The sequence below is a fragment of the Actinospineispora eucalypti genome (genome assembly GCF_039543365.1).
GTDB lineage: Bacteria > Actinomycetota > Actinomycetes > Mycobacteriales > Pseudonocardiaceae > Pseudonocardia > Pseudonocardia eucalypti.
The window spans coordinates 1-19427 of record NZ_BAABJP010000007.1 but is presented as its reverse complement, the minus strand read 5'-3'; the positions used below and the strand labels follow the sequence as shown (position 1 = coordinate 19427).

At 72.1% G+C, this 19427-nt stretch carries 16 protein-coding genes; 3 read left to right on the top strand and 13 right to left on the bottom strand.

What is annotated here, in order from left to right; translation table 11 throughout:
* The first annotated feature begins 73 nt into the window (after positions 1-73).
* On the top strand, positions 74-1687 hold the full coding sequence (locus ABEB12_RS07605) for a BACON domain-containing protein (protein ID WP_185064216.1): 1614 nt from the start codon (positions 74-76) through the stop codon (positions 1685-1687).
* 312 nt (positions 1688-1999) lie between these two features.
* Here ABEB12_RS07605 and ABEB12_RS07600 read toward each other — a convergent pair whose 3' ends face one another.
* From ABEB12_RS07600 to ABEB12_RS07550, 11 genes are all read right to left on the bottom strand, one after another.
* Positions 2000-2305, bottom strand: a complete 306-nt coding sequence (locus ABEB12_RS07600; protein WP_185064215.1) for an antibiotic biosynthesis monooxygenase — start codon at positions 2303-2305, stop codon at positions 2000-2002.
* Positions 2306-2381: 76 nt separating this feature from the next.
* Complete coding sequence (locus tag ABEB12_RS07595; RefSeq protein ID WP_185064214.1) at positions 2382-3173, bottom strand: helix-turn-helix domain-containing protein; 792 nt, start codon at positions 3171-3173, stop codon at positions 2382-2384.
* A 1-nt stretch (position 3174) separates the two neighbouring features.
* Positions 3175-4740 (bottom strand): bifunctional phosphoribosylaminoimidazolecarboxamide formyltransferase/IMP cyclohydrolase, encoded by a 1566-nt coding sequence (gene purH, locus ABEB12_RS07590; RefSeq protein WP_185064213.1) that lies wholly within the window; start codon positions 4738-4740, stop codon positions 3175-3177.
* Positions 4737-5372 (bottom strand): phosphoribosylglycinamide formyltransferase, encoded by a 636-nt coding sequence (gene purN, locus ABEB12_RS07585; protein ID WP_425572224.1) that lies wholly within the window; start codon positions 5370-5372, stop codon positions 4737-4739. The genes purH and purN overlap by 4 nt, the downstream gene beginning before the upstream one ends.
* Positions 5373-5700: 328 nt before the next feature.
* A complete protein-coding gene (locus ABEB12_RS07580) occupies positions 5701-7506 on the bottom strand; it encodes a cell division protein PerM (RefSeq protein ID WP_185064212.1) in 1806 nt (601 codons plus the stop codon).
* 2 nt (positions 7507-7508) lie between these two features.
* The gene (locus tag ABEB12_RS07575; RefSeq protein WP_185064211.1) at positions 7509-8468 is read right to left on the bottom strand and encodes a DUF5336 domain-containing protein; all 960 of its coding nucleotides are present in this window, start codon (positions 8466-8468) and stop codon (positions 7509-7511) included.
* Between the two features lie 192 nt (positions 8469-8660).
* A complete protein-coding gene (sucD, locus tag ABEB12_RS07570) occupies positions 8661-9542 on the bottom strand; it encodes a succinate--CoA ligase subunit alpha (RefSeq protein WP_185064210.1) in 882 nt (293 codons plus the stop codon).
* Between the two features lie 5 nt (positions 9543-9547).
* Complete coding sequence (gene sucC / locus ABEB12_RS07565) at positions 9548-10717, bottom strand: ADP-forming succinate--CoA ligase subunit beta (RefSeq protein ID WP_185064209.1); 1170 nt, start codon at positions 10715-10717, stop codon at positions 9548-9550.
* Positions 10718-11019: 302 nt separating this feature from the next.
* Entirely contained in the window at positions 11020-11775 is a 756-nt protein-coding gene (locus ABEB12_RS07560; RefSeq protein WP_185064208.1) for an SCO6745 family protein, read from the bottom strand.
* Between the two features lie 97 nt (positions 11776-11872).
* Positions 11873-12760 (bottom strand): GDSL-type esterase/lipase family protein, encoded by an 888-nt coding sequence (locus tag ABEB12_RS07555; protein WP_185064207.1) that lies wholly within the window; start codon positions 12758-12760, stop codon positions 11873-11875.
* Between the two features lie 71 nt (positions 12761-12831).
* On the bottom strand, positions 12832-14757 hold the full coding sequence (locus ABEB12_RS07550) for a protein kinase domain-containing protein (protein ID WP_221498501.1): 1926 nt from the start codon (positions 14755-14757) through the stop codon (positions 12832-12834).
* A gap of 318 nt (positions 14758-15075) precedes the next feature.
* Between ABEB12_RS07550 and ABEB12_RS07545 the strand changes: the two genes are divergently transcribed.
* A complete protein-coding gene (locus ABEB12_RS07545) occupies positions 15076-15345 on the top strand; it encodes a hypothetical protein (RefSeq protein WP_185064206.1) in 270 nt (89 codons plus the stop codon).
* Positions 15346-15446: 101 nt separating this feature from the next.
* On the opposite strand, the gene ABEB12_RS07540 is transcribed toward ABEB12_RS07545, so the two are convergent.
* On the bottom strand, positions 15447-16172 hold the full coding sequence (locus ABEB12_RS07540) for an acyl-CoA synthetase family protein (RefSeq protein ID WP_221498500.1): 726 nt from the start codon (positions 16170-16172) through the stop codon (positions 15447-15449).
* A 79-nt stretch (positions 16173-16251) separates the two neighbouring features.
* A complete protein-coding gene (locus ABEB12_RS07535; RefSeq protein WP_185064205.1) occupies positions 16252-17715 on the bottom strand; it encodes an FAD-dependent monooxygenase in 1464 nt (487 codons plus the stop codon).
* A gap of 152 nt (positions 17716-17867) precedes the next feature.
* Between ABEB12_RS07535 and ABEB12_RS07530 the strand changes: the two genes are divergently transcribed.
* On the top strand, positions 17868-19304 hold the full coding sequence (locus ABEB12_RS07530; protein WP_185064204.1) for a S41 family peptidase: 1437 nt from the start codon (positions 17868-17870) through the stop codon (positions 19302-19304).
* The last annotated feature ends 123 nt before the right edge of the window (positions 19305-19427 follow it).

The following is a 19427-nucleotide window of genomic DNA, read 5'->3' as shown; positions in this document are numbered from 1 at the left end:
TATCGAACGCCTGTTCGAACACCATACTCGTCATGCAGCCGCGCACAGTCAAGGGTCTCGGAGGGGGAACTCGGTGGCCACGGGCAGCAGCACGCTGGTCGAGGTGGACAGCGACGGTGGTCTCGTCCTGGCCACCCTGGCCGGCGACCACGCGGCGTTCACCCGCCTGTACGACCGGTTCGCCGCACCGGTCTACGACCTGCACCTGGCGCTGCTGCGGGACCCCGAACAGGCCGCGAAGGCCACGTACACCACCTTCCAACGCGCCGTCGCCGAGCTGAACGACCTCGGCGACCCGGGCCAGCTGCGCCCCTGGCTGTATGCGCTGGTCTACCGGAACGCCAAGCCGCCGAAGTCCGCCGAGGAGCTGGCCTTTCGCGGCGGGGACCGACGCTTCCCCCTCGGCGGGGACCCGCAGGCGCCGCTGTGGCGTTCGCTGCCGGACAACCTCACCCGGCTGGACCGCGCGCTGATCACCCTGCACCTGCGGCACGGGCTGGACTACGCCGGCCTGGCCACGGCGGTCGGCACGTCCAAGCGGCGCGCCCAGGCCCGGGTGGACGAGCTGCGCGTGCGCCTCGACCCGAACATCCTGCCGTTGCTGCGGGGCGGTCCCCGGCCGGCGCCGGACCAGCCGCCGCTGGCCGCCGCGGTCCCACTGGTGCCGCCGCCGCCCGCGATGCGCCAGCAGGTGCTCGCGGAGACCGCACTGATCACCGCGCACCAGCGGCGGCCCGGCCCGAAGACCCCGCGCGCCTGGGTCACCACGCTGCTCACGGTGATCCTCCTGCTCGCCGGCACGGTGCTGTTCGTGCAGCGCAGCCTGGAGCGCACCCCGCCGATCGCGGTCCGGTTCGGGCCGGCGGCCGAGTTCGCGCTGTCCAGCACCGTGGTGGACCTCGGCGCGGCCAACTCCGCCGCCAAGATCACCCTGTCCAACAGCGGCGGTAACCAGTTGGCCTGGAAGGCCGCGCCGGACGCCCCGTGGCTGAAGGTCGACCCGCCCTCCGGCACGCTGGCCGGCGGAAAGAGCCAGGAGCTGACCCTCGCGGTGAACCGGGACGCGCTGCCCGAGGGCGACGGCCGCACCCAGCTGAGGGTCAGCTCGGCCGACAACCTGGGCGAGGCGGAGGTCGCGGTCGCGCTGCGCGAGGAACGCCCGCCGGCGATCATCAACGCCCGGGCCAGCGCCACCCGGATCGGCGGCTACGGCTGCCCGACCGTGTCCACGATCAGCGCCACCGTGCGCGACGAGTCGGGGCCGGTGAAGGTGATCCTGCTCGGCCCGGGGTCCCAGTCGCAGACCATGCAGGCCAACGGGGAGGCCTACACCGGCCGGCTGGGCTCCGGCAGCGGGGCGAACTTCAACTGGCGGATCCAAGCCACCGACGCCCGGGGCAACACGGTGACCAGCCCGGCGCAGGTCATCGTGAACGCGGACTGCGCCGCCCGCCCCACGCCGAAGACCTCGGCGTCGGTCCCGCCGTCCGTACCGGCCAGCGCCTCCCGCAAGCCCAGCAGCTCGGCCACCCCGGACGACGACGAGGACCGGCCCAGCAGCGGCAACTCGCCGGGTGACGACTCGGCGAACAACGACGACGAACCGGGCAGCGACTCCGGCCGCCGCGGCGGAAGCGGCGGCGGCAGCACCGACGACCCCAACAGCCCCGGCTCGTTCGGCTGGTAGCCACCCCACGTGGGGTGATCGCTGTTCGTGGCGCCTGAGCCTCGAAAATCGCGGTTGATTCGCCGGAAACGGCGATCGTCCTCCGGCGCGGCGCAACCAATGCCGCGAGTCAGACCTTTGCATGATCAACAGGGCATGGTGGCCGTTCCCCGACACCCCAGGCAACCGTCATGTCCTGTTGACCATGACATCGGGAGAACGCGGCGACCACGCCCCCCACCGAGAACGCAACGGCCGCGGCCGAGCCCCGACAACCCCGCCCACCCTCGGCCGTCCAAGCGAATCTTTGAACCGCCGCCCCCCGCACAACGCCTAGATCAGCGGCGAAAGCACCACGGTGAAGTGGCGGGCCCGTTCGTCCACTTCGGAGAGCATCGCGCGGGCCGGACCGGTCACGTTCGCCTGGGCGGGGTCGTCGCCGGCGAAGTCGCGCACCGCGTCCATCGACTCGAACAGCGTCATGGTGACGAACTCACCGTGCTCCCCCCGGAGCAGGAAGGCGCCCTCGAACCCGGGGATCTTGCCCAGCTGGTCGAGCACCTCGCCGGCGAAATGGTCCTGGTAGGCGTCGGCGTCCTCGGTGCTGGCGGCGCGGGCGCTCCACAGGCGAGCGATCATCGCGGATCTCCTTTCCTGGCGCGGGTTCGGCCCTATCATTCGCCGAACGGGCGCCGGAAAGCTTGAACGTTTGTGCTCAGCCGAGCAGCGCGCGCAACCGGGCCGGCGGGCGGCCCAGCTCGGCCCGCACCGTGCGGGTCAGGTGGGCGTGGTCGGCGAACCCCAGCTCGGCGGCCAGCCGGGCCAGATTGGTCTCCCCGTCCTCAATCCGGTCCAGCACGGCCCGCACCCGCAGCCGGGCGCGGTACCGGGTGAGGCTCTCCCCCACCTCGGCCCGGAACACCCGGCTCAGGTGCGCGCGGGAAACGCCCAGCTCACCGGCCAGCGCCGTGAAGCTGGGCCACGCCGGGTCGGTGGCCAACGCCTCGCGGGCCGACTCGGCCAGCCGCCGGTGCGAGGGTTTCCCGCCACCCGCTTCGCGTTCGTCCAGCCGGGAGACCTGGCGCACCAGCCACACCACCCGCTCGGCCAGCCCGAACCCGTCGTCGCCGCGCCGGGCGCCGGCCAGCACCGCGCGCTGGGCGAGGTCGATCGGCGGGTCGGTGCGCAGCGGGCCGCGCGGCATCCGGTCGGCGCCGAGCTCGGCGGCCAGTTCGCCGTCCAGGGTCAGGACGGTGCACGTGTCCTCGGCGCCCGGCCGGTGGGCGATCCGCTGCTCGTCCTCCGGGCGCCGCAGGTAGGCCACCAGCGGGTCGACCAGGCCGGACCACCCCGGCACCCGCAGCCCGAACAGCCCGCGCCGCACGAAGACCAGCCGATACCCCGCACCGGCCTCCGGCCGGGTCCAGGACCGGGCGCGTTCGACCACCCGCAGGTCGTCGACCGCGAACCCGTCCCCGGTGGCCAGCCGGATCGTCGTGCTGGCCACGTCAGTGCGCGAAGTGGCGGGTCCCGGTGTGGTAGAGCGATACGCCGGCGGCGGCCGCGGCCGCGACCACGTCGGCGTCCCGGATGGAGCCGCCGGGCTGCACCACCGCGCGCACCCCGGCGCGCAGCAGGATCTCCAGGCCGTCCGGGAACGGGAAGAAGGCGTCCGAGGCGGCCACCGCGCCGTTCGCCCGGTCCCCGGCCCGGCGCACCGCCAGGTCGGCCGCGTCGACCCGGTTCACCTGGCCCATGCCCACGCCGACCGTGGCCAGGCCCCGGGCCAGCAGGATCGCGTTGGACTTCACCGCGCGGCAGGCCCGCCAGGCGAAGGCCAGGTCGGCCAGGGTGTCCGGGTCCACGGGGTCGCCGGTGACCAGTTCCCACTTCGCCGGGTCGTCCCCGGCCGCGTCCACCAGGTCCCGGCCCTGCACCAGCAGCCCACCGCTGATCGGGCGCGGCTCGACTCCCGCACGCGGGGCGCCGGCCACCCGCAGCAGCCGGATGTTCTTCTTGCGGGCGAGGATCTCCACCGCGCCCTCGGCGAACGACGGCGCGGCGAACACCTCGGTGAACACCTCCGCGACCTGCGCGGCCGTGGCCTCGTCCACCTCGCGGTTGGCCGCGATCACTCCGCCGAAGGCGCTCAGCGGGTCGCAGTCGTTGGCCTTGCGGTGGGCGTCGGCGATCTCCGAAGCCACCGCGATGCCGCACGGGTTGGCGTGCTTGATGATCGCCACGCAAGGCGCGTCGTGGTCGTGCGCGGCCCGCCAGGCCGCGTCCGCGTCCACGTAGTTGTTGTAGGACATCTCCTTGCCGTGCAGCTGCACCGCGCCGGCCAGGCCCAGGCCCTCGGCCGAACCGTCGGTGTACAGCGCGGCGCCCTGGTGCGGGTTCTCCCCGTAGCGCAGCCCGGTGCGCCGCTGCCAGGTGGCGCCCCGCCAGGCCGGGAAGTCGGTGTCCTCCTCGGCGGCCAGCGTCTCGCCCATCCAGCTGGCCACGGCCACGTCGTAGGCGGCGGTGTGCCGGTACGCCTCGGCGGCCAGCCGCTGCCGGTCCGCCAGGGTGAAGCCGCCCGACGCGATCTGCTCCAGCGCCCACCCGTAGCGGGCCGGGTCGACCAGCACGGCGACGCTGGCGTGGTTCTTCGCCGCCGCCCGGACCATCGCCGGCCCGCCGATGTCGATCTGCTCGACGCACTCGTCCGGGGTCGCCCCGGACGCCACCGTCTCGGTGAACGGGTAGAGATTGCCGACCAGCAGGTCGAACGGCGCCACCTCGAGCTGCTCCAGCTGCGTGAGGTGCTCCGGTTTGCGGGTGTCCGCGAGCAGCCCGGCGTGGATGCGCGGGTGCAGCGTCTTGACCCGGCCGTCCAGGCACTCCGGGAACGAGGTGACCTCCTCCACCCGGGTCACCGGCACGCCCGCGTCGGCGATCCGCTGCGCGGTGGAACCGGTGGACACGATCTGCACGCCGGCCGCATGCAACCCGGTGGCCAGGTCCAACAGCCCGGACTTGTCGTACACGCTGACCAGTGCGCGCCGCACCGGCCGCCGCTCGGTTGTGCTCACGGAATGCTCACCTCTCGTCCACTCACGGTGGCGCCATGCCGGGCCAGCTGGGCCACGGTGTCCACGAGCAGCCGCCGTTCTTCGGTCTTGATCCGCTCGTGCAGGGTGTCCTCGGTGTCCCCGGCATGCACCGGCACCGCCCGCTGCGCGACCACCGGGCCGGTGTCCACGCCCGCGTCGACCAGGTGCACGGTGCAACCGGTCACCTTCACGCCGTGGCCGAGCGCGTCCCGCACCGCGTGCGCCCCGGGAAACGCCGGCAGCAGCGCGGGGTGGGTGTTCAGCACCGGCACGCCGACCCCGGACAGGAAGTCCGGGGCGAGCAGCTTCATGAAGCCCGCGCTCACCACCAGGTCGGGCCGGTGCGCGCGGACCGCCTTGGCCAGCGCGTTGTTCCACGCCGTCCGGTCCGGGTGCTCGGCCAGCCGTTCGGCGAAGGTCGGCCGCCCGGCGCGCTCGGCGCGGGCCAGCCCCTCGATGCCGACCCGGTCCGCGCCGACGGCCACCACCGTGGCCGGGAAGTCCGCGCCCTCCGCGTCGAGCAGCGCCTGCAACAACGTGCCGGAGCCGGACACCAGCACCACGGTGCGGGCGGGTACCGGCAGCTCCAACCGGTACGGGCTATGCGACACGCTCAGCTCGGCTCCTCCGTACTCACCTGATGGGCGCCACCAGCCTAATCTCCGCGCGCCGACCGCCCACCGTGGGCCTTCCACCCGCGTGTGGTTTCTCGAGCCGCGGCGCACCGGCTTGATCGCCGGTAGTGGCGGTTGAGCACCGAATATGGGGCTGTTGCCTAATGGCGCGCCATCTCGTTACCCGAGCCCACTGGCGTCGCCTCACCGTGTCAGGCCGGGGGTGATCGTGGTTTGTGGCGGTTCAGCGTCGAAAATCGAGGCTGAACCACCAGAGACGACGATCACCTCGAACGGCCCGCGGTTTAGCCACCACGGACGGCGATCAGCGACCCTCGCCGCGCGGCGTCGGCCGGTAGATCTCCTCGGTGAACTCGTCGTACGGCGTGTCATCGGCGAACTCGACGTCGTCGGCGTGACGCGGTTCGCGGGCGGGCGCGGCGTGGTCGTCCAGGTCGAAGTCCAGCTCGTCGACGTAGTCCGGGTCCGAAGGATCCAGCTCGCCCTCGTACCGGATCTCCTCGCGACCCACTACGTCCTCGCCGTACCCGGCACCCCCGCGGTTGCCGCCGTCCTCGCCGTCATCGCGGTAGCCGGCGCCGTACCCGGCGTCCTCGCGGTCCGCGGCGTCCTCGCGGTAGCCGGCGTCCTCGTCGTACCCGGTCTCCTGGCCGTCTTCGGCGTCCTCCCGGTCACCGGCATCCTGGCCGTACTCGACGTCCTCGCCCTCGTCGAGGTCGTCGTCGAAGTCATCGTCGGAAGCCTCACCGTCCGCGACATCCGCAGCCCCGGCGCCGACCAAACCGGCTCCCGCCCCACCACCAGCGACCCCACCACCGGCGACCGCACCACCGGCGACCGCACTCACTCCGCCGAGCGCGACGGCTTCACCGACCGTCATGCGCGACCGCTTGGTCCGCCACAACCCCTTCGACCGCCCCGGCCCTCGATAACCGGGCAACAGCGCGACGGCCAGCGCCGGCACCCCGACCCAGCCGAGCAACGCGGCCGCCAGCCCGATCGGCGGCAACACCACCGGGTCGAACGGCCCGCCGGCCAACGAGCCGCTGACCACCGCGGCCAGCAGTGCGGCGCCTACCGCGACCACCCCGGCGGCCACCCCGACGGCGGGCAACCGGCGCAACGGCTCGGCCGGGTCCGCATCCCGGCAACGCCGCCCGACCAGCGCGCCGACCAGCACCGGCAACAGGAAGACCAACGCCGTCCAGCCCGGCGGCCGCTCCAGCGGCATCGCCGCCATCAGCGGCACGGCGGGCAGCGGGCCGGCGGAGGTGAACAGCGGGGAGGCGGTGGCCGCGCCGATGGACACCCCCGGCCCGGCCAGCCAGCTCACCGAGGCGACCAGCGCGTTCGGCAGGTAGCACAGCGAAAGCACGATCAGCCCGAGCCCGGCGCCCAACTCCGGCGGGCCGGCCACCAGCCGGGCGTGCATCTCACTGATCGACCCCAGCAGCGCGGCGAACAGCAGCAACGCGCCCGCACTCGCCAGAGCGCAGGCCCCCTGCCGCGCGGCGACCAGCCCGGTTCGCAGCCAGAGCGGCAGGCCGGGCCACCACGCCGGCACCCCGGTGGCGCGCAGCGTGCCGAGGCCGGCGGCCACCGCGGCGACGATGCCGGCGCCCAGCAGCGCACCCCACGGCGAGGCCGGCGCCGGGTCCGCCGGCAGCGCGGTGGCCAGCACCGCGACCGAGGCGTGCGTTCCGCCGAGGGTAGCGATCACCGCCGAGCCGTCCTCCCGGGCGCGACCGCCGAGACGCCTGGTCAGCCGGGTGGCCAGTGCGCCGATCACCACACCCAGCCCGAGGGTGGGCAGCAGCGGCAGGACGCCCAGCGGCACGCCGTCCACCACCAGCGGCACCTGGTGCGCCGCCAGCCACAACGGCACAGCCGCCCGGATCAGCCCGGCGGGATGCCACGGCGCGCCGGCGGTCAGCCCGGCCAGCCCGGCGACCACGGCGGACGCCAGCAGGCTGAGCAGCACGCTGGCCAGGGCGGTGGTGCCGAGCAGGCGGAACCGGTCACCCGGGCCGAGCACCGGCTCCGCGGGGGGAGCGTCCGCGCCGGTCGGCGGGTCGGCGAGGGTCCGGTCGGTGGGCGGTGCGCTGGACACGGTCAGCTACGTGGGTCCTCGTCGGGCTTTTCCGGGCCGCTGGTGGGCCGGATGAAGGTGGTCCGCTCGTCCGAGTCGCCGTTGGTGTCGGCGTCGCTCGAGCCGGGCTTGGCCTCCGCGCCCTTCGCCGGCTCGGGCTTGTTCGCCGTGGAGTCACCCGGCGCGGCCGGGCCGCTCGGCGGGTAACCGGAGTACCTCGGGTCGTACCCGGAAGGCTGCGCCGACTGGCCCGGCGCCGGGGACGCCCCCGGCGCGGCCTGGCCGTAACCGCCCGGCGAGTATCCACCGGCCGGGTAACCCGGCTGCGGATACGTGCCCGGCCCCGCCTGGTACACACCCTGCTGAGGCTGCTGAGCGGCCGTCGGGTAGCCCGGGTACTGCTGCGCGGGCGCCGCGGGATAGCCGCCGGACGCGGAGGCGCCGTAGCCCTGCGCGCCGTACTGCCCCGGGTACTGCCCGTACTGGCCGTACCCCGGCTGTCCGTAACCGGGCTGCCCGTAGGCCGGCCCGCGCGGCCGCTCGGAAAGGCTCACCACGCCCTGGTCCACCAGCAGCGCACCAATCGCCGCAACCAGCTGCAGCGCCCCCAGCAAGATCGAAACCACGCCCAGCGCACCGAGTTCCGCGCCGGGCAGCGGAGTGTCCAACCGCGATCCCGCGGTCGCCTGCTGGGCCAGCGACAACGCGCCGACCACGCTGCTCACCACCGCCGGGACCATCAGCCGGCGCAGCTTGGGCAGCACCACCAGGCCCGCCAGCACCCCGCCGATGAGCAGGAGAAGGCCCCCGAAGTTGCCGACGAAGGAGGCCAGCCCGGACTGGAACCAGCCAAGCAGGTAGTTGAGCAGCGCAAGGCCAGCCATGATCAGTCCCAGCACCTTGAGCGGCACGGGTGCCGGAGCCGGCTCGGCCGCTGCCTTGCTGGACGGATCGCCCGTCGCGCCGCCGCTCGTCACGCTCATCGTGCCCTCCCGCTGAGATGAATGCGTGACACCACCGTACCGACCGCCACCAGCCGGCATCGTTCATCTGAGCAAGCGTCAGAGTGTCGCGCCCGCCCCCGCACGGAGTGATCGCCGTTTCCGGTGGTCGGGCACCAAAAAGGCGGGCGGGCCCGTTGCCGAGCCCGCCCGCCGGTTGTTCGCGTGCGTCGGTTACTTCATCAGTTGCTTCATCAGGGCGGCGGTCTCGCTGGGGGTCTTGCCGACCTTCACCCCGGCGGCCTCCAGGGCCTCCTTCTTGGCCTGCGCGGTGCCGGCGGAGCCGGAGACGATGGCGCCGGCGTGGCCCATCGTCTTGCCCTCCGGGGCGGTGAAGCCGGCGACGTAGCCGACCACCGGCTTGGTCACGTTGGCCTTGATGAAGTCGGCGGCGCGCTCCTCGGCGTCACCGCCGATCTCGCCGATCATCACGATGGCGTCGGTGTCCGGGTCGGCCTGGAAGGCCTCCAGCGCGTCGATGTGCGTGGTGCCGATCACCGGGTCACCGCCGATGCCGATGGCGGTGGAGAAGCCGATGTCACGCAGCTCGTACATCATCTGGTAGGTCAGCGTGCCGGACTTGGACACCAGGCCGATCCGGCCGGGGCCGGTGATGTTGGCCGGGATGATGCCCGCGTTGGACTTGCCGGGGCTGATGATGCCCGGACAGTTCGGGCCGATGATCCGGGTGGCGTTGCCCTTGGCGCAGGCGTGCGCCCAGAAGTAGGCGCTGTCGTGCACCGGGATGCCCTCGGTGATCACCACGGCCAGCGGGATCCCGGCGTCGATCGCCTCGATCGCCGCGTCCTTGGCGAACTTGGGCGGCACGAACAGCACGGACACGTCCGCGCCGGTCTCCTTCATGGCCTCTTCGACGGTGCCGAAGACGTTCAGGTCCTTGCCGCCGATGTTCACCGACGTGCCGGCCTTGCGGGCGTTCACGCCGCCGACGATGTTGGACCCGGCGGCCAGCATCTTGGTGGTGTGCTTGGTGCCCTCGGAGCCGGTCATGCCCTGGACAATGATCTTGCTGTTCTCGTTCAGGAAGATAGCCATGATCGTCAGACCCCCGCCGCTGCCAGCTCGGCGGCCTTGTCGGCCGCATCGTCCATGGTGCCCACCAGCGTGACCAGCGGGTGGTTCGCCTCTTCCAGGATCCGCCGGCCCTCTTCGACGGCGTTGCCGTCCAGCCGGACGACCAGTGGCTTGGTCGCCTGCTCGCCGAGGATCTTCAGCGCCTCCACGATGCCGGTGGCCACCGCGTCGCACGCGGTGATGCCGCCGAACACGTTGACGAACACGCTGCGCACGTCCGGGTCGCCCAGGATGACGTCCAGCCCGGCCGCCATCACCTCGGCGGACGCCCCGCCGCCGATGTCCAGGAAGTTGGCCGGCTTGACGCCCTTGTGCTTCTCGCCCGCGTAGGCCACCACGTCCAGGGTGGACATGACCAGGCCGGCGCCGTTGCCGATGATGCCGACCTCGCCGTCCAGCTTGACGTAGTTGAGGTCCTTGGCCTTGGCCTTGGCCTCCAGCGGGTCCTCGGCGCGCTTGTCCACCAGCGCGGCGTGGCCGGGGTGCCGGAAGCCGGCGTTCTCGTCCAGGGTGACCTTGCCGTCCAGCGCGATCACGTTGTCCTGCGGGTCACGGACCAGCGGGTTCACCTCGACCAGGGTGGCGTCCTCGCCGACGAAGGTGTCCCACAGCTTGACGATCACGTCGGCGGCCTTGTCCGCCACGGCGGCCGGGATCTTCCCGGCGTTGGCGATCTCCAGCGCCTTCGCCTTGTCCACCCCGTCGACCGGGTCGATCGGGATGCGGGCCAGCGCGTCCGGCCGCTCCACGGCCAGCTGCTCGATCTCCATGCCGCCCTCGGCGGAGCACATGGCCAGGAACTTGCGGTTGGCCCGGTCCAGCAGGAAGGAGAAGTAGTACTCCTCGGCGATGTCGCTGGCCACCGTGACCAGCACCTGGTGCACGATGTGACCCTTGATGTCCAGGCCCAGGATGGCCTCGGCCTTCTCCTTGGCCTCTTGTGGCGTGCTGGCCAGCTTGACGCCGCCGGCCTTACCCCGCCCACCGGTCTTGACCTGGGCCTTCACCACCACGGCCGCGCCGATCTCGGCTGCCGCGGCCTCTGCATCCTCAGGGGTGGTTACGTTGCTGCCGGGCAGCACCGGAACGCCGTGCGCGGCGAAGAGGTCCTTCGCCTGGTACTCGTAGAGGTCCACTCGTCTCTCCTGCCACGATTTTCGTCCTGGGCGCGCCGGGTGGCTACCAACGGCCCGTGCTGTGAGCTGCGCAGACCGCATAACTGATTACTGCTGCCACGGTCCTAGGCACCCTATCGGCGCGGCATTCGCCGAGCTGTGTCGCGGCTCGTGAACCCCCTCACTAGTGTGACCGCGGACACCACGAATGCATACAGTATGCACTTGTCTTGGGCGCAGCACCACCCTGAACGAGGGCTACGCGTCGGTAACCCGTTATTCACCCCGGACCGGCGTGGGCGATCTCACCCACGGCCGGGTGATCAGCTCGCGGACGCGTTGGCCACCTGGAGCGCCGCGGCGGACAGCCGGGCCAGCTCGGCGGCCTCCTCGCCGGAGAGCGCGGCGCCGACGATCTGGGTCATCCGCCGGTCGGTGGCGTCCTCGGCGGCCGCCTTGTCCGCGCGCTTGGCCTCGGCGTCCGGGTACGGCTTCGGCCAGCCGAACATCTCGCAGTACTGCTCGCCCTTGTTCAGCAGGTGGGCCTCCACCGGGGACAGCCCGGACATGGCCAGCGCGGCCATGTGCACCGAGCCGCGCAGCTCGCGCAGCACCACCAGCACGTGCATGGCGCGGCCCGGCGCGTCCTCGGGCAGCGGCATCCGCTTCCAGCCGGCGAACAGCGGCAGGCCCTGGGTCGGCGCGGCCGCGATGACCCGCTCGCCCAGTTCGGCGATCCGCTCCAGGCCCTCGGCCCCGGCCAGGTGCTTGCGGCCGAAGTCGGCGGCCTGCTCGGCGTAGCGCGCCGCGCCGCCGGCCGCGCCGTGCACCGCGATGCCCTCGGCCCACAGCGCGCCGGCCATGTTCGGCTCGAAGATGCCGAACACCGAGTTCACGGTGTCCGCGTCCGCATCCCCGAGCACCCCGCCGCGCCCGGCGAAATAGCCGGCGAACGGGTTCTGGTACCCGTTGGCGGCGCTGCCCGCGAACGTCTCCGGGTGCAGCATGAACAGCGCACCGATCGCCTCGATCGGCTGCGCGGCCGCGCGCACCGCGTCCAAGGTCTGCGCTTCGGTCATGTCAGTGCTCCTCGGCTGCTCCGCCGGTGGCCCCTTCGCCCCGGCTCGCGGTGATCGTAAGCCCGCGGCCGACGCCCCGCCCGGCACTCGGTGGCCGTCACAACTCGTCGTTGAGGTGTTCTTCCAGTATTCGCGCGAAGTTCCGCTCGCCCAACGCCGTCGGATGCAGCGGGACGAGGCCCAGGGTGGTGCCGGGGACGACCACGTTGGCCCAGTTGTCATTCAGCTGGCAGCCGTCGTGTCCCCGGCCCGGGCGGATGAAGTCCATGTACTCGGCGCCGTGCTGGTTGGCCACTCCGGCGGTCACCCGGCCCAGCCGGTTCACCAGGCCCTGCATGTAGTCGGCGTCCTGGGCCCACACCGGCTGCGCCGGGTAGCAGCCGCCGGGCCGGATGTAGTTGGCGTAGCTGGTGATCAGTACGCGGGCCTTGGGCGCGCGGTCGCGGATCGCGTCCAGGGTGTCGGCCAGCCTGCCGGCCACCGAGTCCACCAGCCGTGCGCCCCGGTCCACCCCGCCCTCGGTCTGGGTGGCCTTGCACGATCTCCCGGCCGGCGGGGGCAACGCGTTGAAACAGCTCAGCGCGAGCGTGGCCAGGCCGATGTCGTTGGCCCCGATGGACACGGTGACCAGGGTGGTGCGCCCGGTCAGCGCCTCGATCTGCGGCGGTCTGGCCGGCAGGCCGGGAGTGGTCGCGCGCTGCGGGGTGTGCAGCACGTTGGCCGTAGTGGCGCCGCTGCAGGTGACGTCCCGGAAGGTCTTCACGCGCAGCGACTCGGCCAGCACGTGCGGGTAGTCGACCGTGGACCGGTAGCACGGGTCCAGGCTCTCCTGCGGCGGGATGAGCGGGCCGGCGGCGAACGAGTCGCCCAGCGCGACGTACTCCTCGGCCAGATCCTCGGTCGCGCCCGCGCCGGCCGGCGCCAGCAGGCACCACCCCAGCGCCAGGGCCGCCCCGACCGCCCACCAGCGCCGTCGCACCCTCACGCCTGCTCAAACGAGCCACCCCCGCCCCCGGTGCGCTTGCCCCACCCACGTCGAGGTGGCGGGTCGGCGAGTCAGCGGCGGGAGAAGCTGGACATGATCAGTTTGCCGTCCGGGCCGGGGACGACGGTGAACTCGTAGCGTTCCTGGGTTTCGCGGCCGTTCTTGGGCACGAACCGGAGGGTGCCCCGGACCGTGCGGCCGTTCACCGCCGTCGGGCCCTCGACGAAGCCGACCGAGCTGAGCGACCGGTAGAAGCCCTGGTAGCCGGCAAAGTCGCCGGAAGCCCGGCGGGCGTTCTCACCAAGCATGGCCCAGGCGGCCGCCGGGTCACCGGGCAGCTGCCGGTAGTAGTCCTGGACGAAGGCGGTCAGCTCCGCGGCGGTCGGCGTGCCGTGCGGGCCGCCGGTGTAACCGCCCGGCGCCTCGGCGGTGGCCGAGCTGCCCGGGCCGCTGGAGCCCGGCGACCCGTCCGACGCGGCCAGCACCGCCCCCACCACCGCCGCCACGACGATCAGGCCCAACACACCCCACAGCGGCCACTTCGGCCGAGCGGGCACGGGCTGCTGAGGCGACCGCCCCGGCAGCGCGGGCGGGGTGGGCCACTGGGCCGGCGCGGCGGCCGGGACGCGCGGCCGGTCGGACCCGGCTTCCGGCGCCGGCGGCCGGTGCGGCCGACCGGGCGCCGACGAGCCAGGTGGCTGGCCGGACGCCACATCCCGTGGCGCGGACGGACCTTGCGGCTGAGCAGGCACCGAGCCTCGCCGCGCGGCGCTCCCCGACTCCCCGGCCGCGGCATCCCGCGGCCCGGCGCCCGACCGACCGGGTGCCTCGTCCCGGGGTGTCGGCGACGGCCGGGGTGGTGCCGCGTCGGACACGGGCGACGACGGGCGCGGTCGATCCGGCTGCGCGGGGGTTCCCGGCTGCGCGGATGCCGCTTCCGGGCGCCCGGGCGGCGGCGACTTGCGCGACCGGGAGGACGACCGGAAGGGCAGCTTGAACCGGGCCGCGCCGGGCTTCTTGGATGGTGGATCGGCCGGCAGGCCCAACGTGCCGGACGGCTTGCCACCGCCCGCCGAGGCCCCGGCACGCGGGGAGATCGGTTTGATGTCCACCTTGGTGTCCCCGCCGCGCGCTTCGGCCGCCCGGCCGGCGGCGACGGCGGACAGCTCCGCACGGGCCTGCTCGGCGGTCGGCCGCTCGGCCGGGTCCGGGTGCAGCATCCGCATCAACGGGTCGGTGAGCGTGCCGGCCCGTTCCGGCGCGGTGACCTTGCCGGCGGCGACCCGGTAGAGCAGCGCGTAGGCGTTGTCGTCCAGGCCGAACGGCGGCTCCCCCTGCACCGCTGTGTAGAGCGTCGCGCCCAGCGCGAACACGTCCGAGGCCGGCGTGGGCGGCTGGCCCCGGGCGATCTCGGGGGCCAGGTACGCGGGGGTGCCGGCGATCAGCCCGGTGCGGGTCAGCTGCACGTCGTCGGCGGCGCGGGAGACGCCGAAGTCGGTGATCTTCACGATGGCCGTCTCGTGGCCGATCAGCACGTTCGCCGGCTTGATGTCCCGGTGCACGATGCCGGCGGCGTGCGCGGCGGCCAGCCCGTCGGCGATCTGCGCGCCGATCCGGGCCACCTCCCGGGGGTCCACCGGCGCCTCGGCGATGAGCAGCTCGTTCAGCGTCCGCGAGGACAGGTACTCCATCACCAGCCACGGCGCCTCCTCGTGCAGCACCACGTCGTACACCGCGATGGTGTGCGGGTGCTGCAACCGGGCGGCCAGCCGGCCCTCGCGCAGGATCCGCTGCTTGGCCTCCTCGTACCCGGCGGCCGCGACGGTGTCGAAACCCGGCATTCCCGGGCGCAGCAGCAGCTGCTTCACCGCGACGGTCCGGTTCAGCCGTTCGTCGGTGGCGCGCCACACCGCGCCCATCGAACCGGCCCCGATCCGCTCCTCCAGTCGGTAGCGTTCGGCCAGTACGAGTGGGGCGGCGTCAGGGGTCGCGGTCATCGCCCAACAGGGTAGATCGGCCGGCACTCTCCGGATCCGCGAGCCGGCCCTTACCCGGTGCATCGCCTCAGCAAACCTCGCCGCTCGGGCGTGTCGGGCTCACACTTTTGATGCTTGCGTAAGCGAAGGAACCACCGATGCGCCCCGAGCAGCGATTATGCGCACGCACTGCTCCATTCAGGGGACGGGGTGACACACGAATTCCTTTTCACCGGTTTCATTAGTTCGGGCGAGACCCCGGCACCCCGATTCGACATAACGATCCGGTAACCACTAGCGTGTGCGCCGCTCCGCTCCCTAATTGAAAGGAACGTCTGCATGTCGCGCACTGCACGCACCATTCTCGCCGGAGTTGTCGCGGCTGGCGCCCTGTTTGCGGGCGCGGGCGCCGCGTTCGCCGATGACTCCGAAGACGGCGGCTCGGGCTCGAGCTCCAGCAGCAGCGAGTCCTCCGACTCCGAGGGCTCGGACAGCGGCTCCTCCGACGAGGTCAGCGCGGATGAGCTGCCGGCACCGACCGAGTCGGGCGCCAGCGACCCGGTCACCGGCCTGCTCGGCAGCCTCCCGGTGGTCGGCGGCCTTCTCTAGATTTCAATCCGACCCGAGGTCGGAACGCGCTGTCGCTCCGAGTCCCGCCTAACCCCGTGACGGGGCTCGGAGCGACGTTCCGCCGAATTACGCTCACGTATTTAGGTAAAGCGCACTGCCTCGGAATGGGCTGAGATCTCACGTTTCACTGCCGACACATCCTCGGCGATTTGCCTGGTCAGGTTCCGATGAACGACGAGCGTCATCGAAGCGACCCAGATACAGAAGCCGGTCAGCGGCACATAGAAACCGACCGCGCCGTTCCAGGCGAACGGGCCGCCCTTGAAGAACAGCACCAGGCCGGCCGGAATGATCAGCAGCGCGACCCACAGGTTCAGGTAGCCCAGCCAGCGCGGCAGGACCGGCCGCTCCCGGCGGTCGATCAGGATCGCCGCGCCGACCGCGACCAGCTGCACCCACAGCGACCAGATCACCGTCATGAACAGGATCCAGCCCAGGTCGTTCAGCGCCTGGGTCACCTCGGCCGAATGCGCGTCGAAGCGGAAGCTGGCCGCCATCCACACCCCGATGGGCGTGATGAACTCCAGCGAGAGCAGCGCGCAGGAGATCATCTGGATGTCCGCCAGGGCTCGCGCGCCGTCGATCCGCTTGAGCTGTCCGGAGATCGCCGCCGCCCACGGCACGAGCAGCGCCGACCCCATCATCGACACCACCATGCCGATCTTGATGGCGTCGGTGTGCGCAGCGTACAGCTCGACGATCCGCTCGGCGCTCCAGCCGGGGTCGTGCGGCGGAATGAACCCGGCGACCATCAGGAAGGCGCCCAACCAGAGCAGCACCATCGCCGGACCCGACCAGATGAGCACCCGCTGAACCCTGGCCTCCATCGGCGTCCCTCTTCCCGCTCGGCGGCCGACATGTAGTGAGTAGTCACTATAGGACCGCTCAGCGGGAAAGACCATGGTCGGCGGGCCGCAGGATGCGGCGCTTGACCTGCTCGGCGGCTTCGGGGCCGGGGCCTCGCCAGGCGACGAAACCGTCCGGGCGCACCAGCACCGCCTCCCCCGGCCGCAGGTCCTCGAACCCGTCGACCAGCACCGTCCAGCCCCGGTCGAGCAGGTCGTGGGTGGAGACGCCGGGCCGCAGCCAGCGGTGCGGCAGCCGGTAGCCGACCCGGACGCGGTCGGTCAGCACGTCCGGCTCCGGCACCTCGCCGAGCACGGCGGCCGACCGGTAGCCGTAGCCGATCATGGCGTGCAGGTAGTCCACCGCGATCTTCCGGTACAGGTCGGCCGGGTCGCCGGACAGGTCCCGGTAGCCGCGGTGCAGGCCGGCGGAGAGGGCCAGCGAGACGCGGGCGGCGGCCATGCGCTCGTCCTGGTAGGTGTCCAGCAGCGCGGGGTCGGCCCGGCCGGCCAGCACCTCGGCGAGCTTCCAGGCCAGGTTGTGGCCGTCCTGGATGCCGGTGTTCATGCCCAGCCCGCCGGCTGAGCTCTGCGTGTGCGCGGCGTCGCCGACCAGGAAGACCCGATCGGCGCGGAACCGCTCGGCCATGCCGGTCGCGGCCTCCCAGGCGTTCACCGCGTGCAGCGTGATCGGCACCTGGTCATCGCCGATGGCCGCGCGCAGCAGCTCCAGCGCCGACCGCTCGGACAGCTCGGTGAGCCGCTCGGGCCGGCCCGGGTAGTCCATGATGTGCGAGGACCACTTCTGCCGGCCGTTCTTGGAGAACAGCGTGGCGAACACCGAGTCGTTGCGCACGAAGCAGGCGTTCGTCCCCCAGTCCCGCACCACCGGCCCGAGATCGGCGTCGAAGTAGGCGGTGTTCAGCCAGGTGACCACCTCGCGGTCGGGCACCCCGATACCGGCCAGCCCCCGCACCGGGCTGCGCGCCCCGTCCGCGCCGATCAGGTAGTCGGCGGTGACCTCGGCCCGCCGCCCGGTGGCGGTGTCCCGCAGCTCGGCGCGCACCCGGTCCGACTCCTGGGTGAGTCCGGTCAGCTCGACCCCGAACCGCACCCGGTCGGCCAGCTCGCCCAGCGCGACCAGCTGCACCTCCACCTGCGTGAGGGCCAGTGTGGCGTCCACCGGGCTCATCGCCCGCACCCGCTCGGCGTACGGCGACGGCATCCGGGTCATGTGCCGCGTGGCGCCGAACGCACTGTCCTTGAAGATCGAACACATCGGCTCGGCGGCCAGCCAGCCGGCCCGGCGGACGGCCGGGCCGAGGCCGATGGACCGGAAGATCTCGCAGGTGCGCAGGCTGGTGCCGGCGCGGGGTGGCGCGCCGGTCGGGTCGCGTTTGTCCACCACCAGCGCCGGCACCCCGGCATGCCGCAGGAACAACGCGGTGGAAAGGCCAACCGGCCCGGCACCGACCACCAACACCGGCACATGCTGCTCATCCATGGCGCCGACATTGCCCGCTCAAGTGAACTTGAGTGCAAGCTTCCCGACTGGGCGGAAGCAGCGGTTAATGGAAAGAAATTGGCTCACCCGAATGCCGGAGTACGCTCGTCGCCGACGTCGCCTACCGGCCTTCTCATCGGCCTCGGGGAGTTATGAACCACAGCCGAAAGACAATATGTCGGGCCTGGATTGCCGCCTTTGCCGCGTTGCTCCCAATCTCGGGCTGCTCCTCGTCGCCGCCCGGCGGCGGCGGTGCCGCCGCCGGATCGCTCGACGGGGTCTGGCGGTCGGACGGCTACGGCCTGGTGTTCGACATCGGTGCGGGCCGGATGAAGATCTCCCAGGTGACCAAGATCAGCTGCGCGGTGGTCACCGAGGCGAACCAGTCGGCGGCCACTTCGGACGGAGCGGGAACGACCTTCCTGGTGGACAAGAAGAAGCGTTCCCAGCCGGTCCTCGACGTGGACTCCGGGCTCCTGACCGTCTCGGCCGGGCAGACCCCGGACACCAGGCGACTCCGGGTGGACGGGGCGATCTCCGACATCGTGCTCCAGCGCGTGGACCGGATGCCCGAGGTCTGCTCGGCGCCGCCGGCCAACACCCCGGTGCACAACTTTGACATCTTCTGGCAGGCCTTCCACGAGAACTATCCGTTCTTCGCCCTGCACAACGTGAACTGGGACGAGCAACGGGCGCGGTTCCGGCCCCGGGTCAACGACGCCACCACCCCGGCGCAGCTGCATGCCCTGTTCGTCGAGATGATCAAGCCGCTCGAGGACGCCCACACATCCGTCGCACTCGACGGCGAAGACGACGACCTGGAGTTCGACGGCAATCGCCCGGATCCGCAACCGTTGTCCGATGACGATTTGGATCTGGTCAACGAGACGGTTAACCAGAAACTCGTCGACAAACGCCAGCGCTTCGCGGAAAAGAAGATTTCCCTCGGTCACCTGCCGAACAATGTGGGCTACCTCAGGGTCTCCAGTTTCGAAGGCTACGCGGACACGGGCCGCTTCGAGGACGAGGTGGCCGAGCTGGGCCGCGCCCTCGACGCGGCCTTCGCGTCCCCGATGTCCGGCCTGGTGATCGATGTCCGGATGAATGACGGCGGGTCCGACGTGCTCGCCACGATGATTGCTTCGCGGCTCACCACGAAGCCCTATGTCGCCTACGCGAAAACGGCTCGCAACGATCCGGATGACGCCGGCCGCTTCACCGAGCCCCAGACAATCACCGTCCAACCCGGCCCCGGCAAGGCATTCACGGGCCAGGTCGCGCTGCTGATCAGTCGCTACAGCGTGAGCGCCGCCGAGACATTCGCCCAGTCGCTGATCGGCCGCCCCGGCGTCACCCGCATCGGCGAGAGCACCCAGGGCGTCTTCTCCGACGTCCTCAACTGGAAGCTCCCCAACGGCATCACCTTCGGCCTGCCGAACGAGGTCTACACCACGGACGGCAAGGCCTACGACAAGGTAGGCGTCCCGGCCGACATCAACACCGGCCTGGTGTTCCAGCGGGCCAACCTCCAGGCCCACCGCGACCCCGAACTGGAAGCCGCCCTAACCACCCTCTCCAACCACCGCTAACCCCGGGCGCGCCGGCTCGCACACACCGTTCACCGAAGGGTGTGCGCGAGCCGGACTCCCGGGACTGTTCCAAGATCGGTGTTTCCGGCCCGACGCGCCGGGCTGAGGTCCGGCGAGATGGGC

Excerpts from the sequence above, each read along its gene's own strand:
- ABEB12_RS07560 (WP_185064208.1), bottom strand. The coding sequence starts at position 11,775 with ATGACCGAAGCGCAGACCTTGGACGCGGTGCGCGCGGCCGCGCAGCCG.
- sucD (WP_185064210.1), bottom strand. The coding sequence starts at position 9,542 with ATGGCTATCTTCCTGAACGAGAACAGCAAGATCATTGTCCAGGGCATG.
- ABEB12_RS07545 (WP_185064206.1), top strand. The coding sequence starts at position 15,076 with ATGTCGCGCACTGCACGCACCATTCTCGCCGGAGTTGTCGCGGCTGGC.
- ABEB12_RS07535 (WP_185064205.1), bottom strand. The coding sequence starts at position 17,715 with ATGGATGAGCAGCATGTGCCGGTGTTGGTGGTCGGTGCCGGGCCGGTT.
- ABEB12_RS07600 (WP_185064215.1), bottom strand. The coding sequence starts at position 2,305 with ATGATCGCTCGCCTGTGGAGCGCCCGCGCCGCCAGCACCGAGGACGCC.
- ABEB12_RS07530 (WP_185064204.1), top strand. The coding sequence starts at position 17,868 with ATGAACCACAGCCGAAAGACAATATGTCGGGCCTGGATTGCCGCCTTT.
- ABEB12_RS07575 (WP_185064211.1), bottom strand. The coding sequence starts at position 8,468 with ATGAGCGTGACGAGCGGCGGCGCGACGGGCGATCCGTCCAGCAAGGCA.
- ABEB12_RS07550 (WP_221498501.1), bottom strand. The coding sequence starts at position 14,757 with ATGACCGCGACCCCTGACGCCGCCCCACTCGTACTGGCCGAACGCTAC.